The sequence below is a fragment of the Lagierella sp. ICN-221743 genome, assembly GCF_037890055.1.
Classification (GTDB): domain Bacteria; phylum Bacillota; class Clostridia; order Tissierellales; family Peptoniphilaceae; genus Mediannikoviicoccus.
This window is the reverse complement of the sequence record NZ_JBBKBD010000052.1, coordinates 1-1233: the sequence shown is the minus strand read 5'-3', so window position 1 is coordinate 1233 and position 1233 is coordinate 1. Positions and strand designations below refer to the sequence as shown.

The following is a 1233-nucleotide window of genomic DNA, read 5'->3' as shown; positions in this document are numbered from 1 at the left end:
GATAAAGTCCGTATAATTGTGTAAAAGTAAAAAGGCCATATAACAGTCCTTTTACGGTACAATGTTTTTAACGACAAAAACATACCCAGGAGGACTTTTACATGACCCAAGTACATTTTACACTGAAAAGCGAAGAGATTCAAAGCATTATTGAATATTCTGTAAAGGATGACGTTTCTAAAAATATTTTAACAACGGTATTTAATCAACTAATGGAAAATCAACGAACAGAATATATTCAAGCAAAAGAATATGAACGAACAGAAAACCGACAAAGTCAACGAAATGGCTATTATGAGCGCAGCTTTACGACACGTGTAGGCACGCTAGAATTAAAAGTACCCAGAACACGTGATGGCCATTTTTCACCCACAGTGTTTGAACGTTATCAACGAAACGAAAAAGCCCTCATGGCTTCAATGTTGGAAATGTATGTATCAGGCGTTTCAACTCGTAAAGTATCAAAAATTGTGGAAGAACTTTGTGGTAAATCCGTCTCTAAGTCCTTCGTTTCTAGCTTAACAGAACAGCTAGAACCTATGGTTAACGAGTGGCAGAATCGTTTATTATCAGAAAAAAATTATCCTTACTTAATGACCGATGTACTCTATATAAAAGTACGAGAAGAAAATCGAGTACTCTCAAAAAGCTGTCATATAGCGATTGGAATAACCAAAGATGGCGACCGTGAAATTATCGGCTTCATGATTCAAAGTGGCGAAAGCGAAGAGACCTGGACAACATTTTTTGAATACCTAAAAGAACGCGGTTTACAAGGTACGGAACTCGTTATTTCTGATGCGCACAAAGGATTAGTCTCTGCCATTAGAAAATCCTTCACCAACGTAAGTTGGCAAAGATGCCAAGTTCACTTCCTAAGAAATATCTTTACCACCATTCCTAAAAAAAATTCAAAATCTTTCAGAGAAGCTGTTAAAGGAATTTTTAAGTTCACAGATATTAACTTAGCGCGTGAGGCTAAAAATCGATTGATTCATGATTATATCGATCAACCAAAATATTCAAAAGCTTGCGCATCATTGGATGATGGATTCGAAGACGCCTTTCAATATACCGTACAAGGAAATTCCCACAATCGACTAAAGAGTACCAATCTAATTGAACGACTGAATCAAGAAGTACGCAGAAGAGAAAAGATTATTCGCATCTTCCCCAATCAAACATCAGCCAATCGCTTAATTGGAGCCGTTCTTATGGACCTACATGATGAAT

The 1233-nt window shown here is 36.7% G+C and carries 1 protein-coding gene; it reads left to right on the top strand.

Features of this window, described 5'->3' with window-relative positions; all coding sequences use genetic code 11:
- Positions 1-101: 101 nt before the first annotated feature.
- The coding region (locus tag WKS98_RS09905; protein WP_000195426.1) for an IS256-like element IS256 family transposase at positions 102-1233 on the top strand (1132 nt) is incomplete at its 3' end.